A 1,757-nucleotide genomic window follows, 5' to 3' on the forward strand; every position below is an offset into this window, starting at 1 on the left:
CATCGGCGGCGGAGGCGGCGGCGCACCGAAGGGCGCGCCGCCGTGCCCCGGGTGCCCGGCGTGCATGCCGGGCGCGGGGTCGGCTCCGTGCGCCCCCGGATAGCCTCCGGGTGCCCCCGGCGTGGGGGCCGGCGGAGTCATGGGGAAGCCGCAGAAGTCGCACCAGTCCTCGGCCTGCGACTCGTGGCCCCTCGGGCAGATCGGCATCAGGTCCCCCTCGTTTCGGGCCGGCTCGGTGCGGTGTCGCGCCGGGATGCCGGCCCGGTCACGTCTTCAGCGGTCACTTCTTCACACGTACCGTCTTGGTCGACCGGGTCTCAAGGGTCATCGAGTCGGCCTCGCTCACGTTCTTACGGAACCGAACCGTACCCTCCTTCGGGTCCACCACGTCCACCACCTTCTGGAGCAGCTTGTAGGTGCCCTCGTTCCCGGTCGCGTGCGCGATCCGGACGGCGGCGCCCAGCTTGGAGGTCGCGCGGTCCACGTCCCCGGCCCGGTGGGCCTCCAGGCCCTCCTGGATGGAGGAGGCGAGCTCGGCCTGCCCGGTGTAGTGGGCGACCTGCGGGCTGATCCGGGTGGAGGAGGCCAGGTCGTCGGTCCAGACCGCCTTGACCAGGCCCTGGGTGAGCACCTCCGAGGTGCCGCCGGCGACCTGTTCGGGCAGCACCAGGCTGACCCGGGCGGCGAGCATCTCGTTGCCGACCGAGGCGGCCGGCACCTCGACGCAGACGTGGTAGTCACGGCTCTCGTCGCCCCAGGAGCCGGTGGGGTAGTCGCCGGCCCGGGGGCCGGCCTCGGTGCGGCGGGAGGTCAGGTCCTCGACCGCGGGGGCGACCTGCTTGACGAACCTGACCGTGGCGTTGGCCGGGGTCCAGATCCGCAGCGCGACGTCGGCGACCTGCTTGCCCATCGCGCCGGCCATCATCGCGCGGAAGTCCTGGGCCAGGCCGGAGGGTTCGGCGACGATGTCGGTGGTGCCGAGCAGCGCCGAGGAGATCCTGCGCAGCTCGTCGATCCGCCAGTCGGTGCCCACGCCGCGGCAGTCGGCGGTGAAGTGGCCGGTCACCCGCTCGATGTTGCGGGCCAGTTCCTCGGCCGACTCGTGCTCGTTGTTGCCGTCGGTGAGCAGGATGGCGTGCCGGATGGCGATGTCACGGCGGGTGAGGAAGAGCGTGTCGGCCTTGGCCAGCCAGGTGCCCATCGCGGTGCCACCGGCCGCGGTGAGCCGGCGCAGCGACTCCTTGGCCTGTTCGCGGGTGGTGGCGGAGGCGGTGGCGAGGGTGCCGTCGCCGGGGTAGATGTCGCGGGCCTCGTGGGTGCCGGCGACCACGGCGAAGGCGGTGCCGTCGCGCAGTGCGTCGATGGCGGCGGCGGTGGCCTCGCGGGCGCCGTTGATCTTGGTCTTGGGGTAGTCCATCGAGCCCGAGCAGTCCACCAGGATGACCACGGCCGCCGCGGTGCCGGTGCCCGCCGGGGTGGCGTCGGCGAAGCCGAGCGGCCGGCCGCCGGAGGTGCCGCCGCCGGTCGCGGTGACGGTGACGATGGCGTTGACCTCGCGGGCGCCGTCGGCCAGGTACTCGTTCTGGAAGATCTCCACGTTGAACCTGGGCAGGTTCGGCTTCGCCAGTGTTGCCATGGGGCGGTCGGCTCCCGTCGGGTGAGGGGTGGACGTGCTCAGGACGGTCGGGCGGCCCGCCGGGCGGGCCGGCGGGCCGTGGCGCCGGGGCGTCCGGCGGGCGGTCTGTCAGGCCGTCGGC

1 protein-coding gene is annotated in these 1,757 nt (G+C 73.6%); it reads right to left on the bottom strand.

The annotated features are described in order from the left end of the window. Positions 1-280: 280 nt before the first annotated feature. Complete coding sequence (locus tag KS423_RS44985; protein ID WP_224285441.1) at positions 281-1,636, bottom strand: VWA domain-containing protein; 1,356 nt, start codon at positions 1,634-1,636, stop codon at positions 281-283. Positions 1,637-1,757 lie beyond the last annotated feature (121 nt).

This window comes from Streptomyces sp. LS1784 (assembly GCF_020103755.1).
In the GTDB taxonomy this organism is placed as follows: Bacteria; Actinomycetota; Actinomycetes; order Streptomycetales; family Streptomycetaceae; genus Kitasatospora.

What these genes read in the sequence shown, in the direction of transcription:
- KS423_RS44985 (WP_224285441.1), bottom strand. Translation starts at nt 1,636, where the DNA reads ATGGCAACACTGGCGAAGCCGAACCTGCCCAGGTTCAACGTGGAGATC.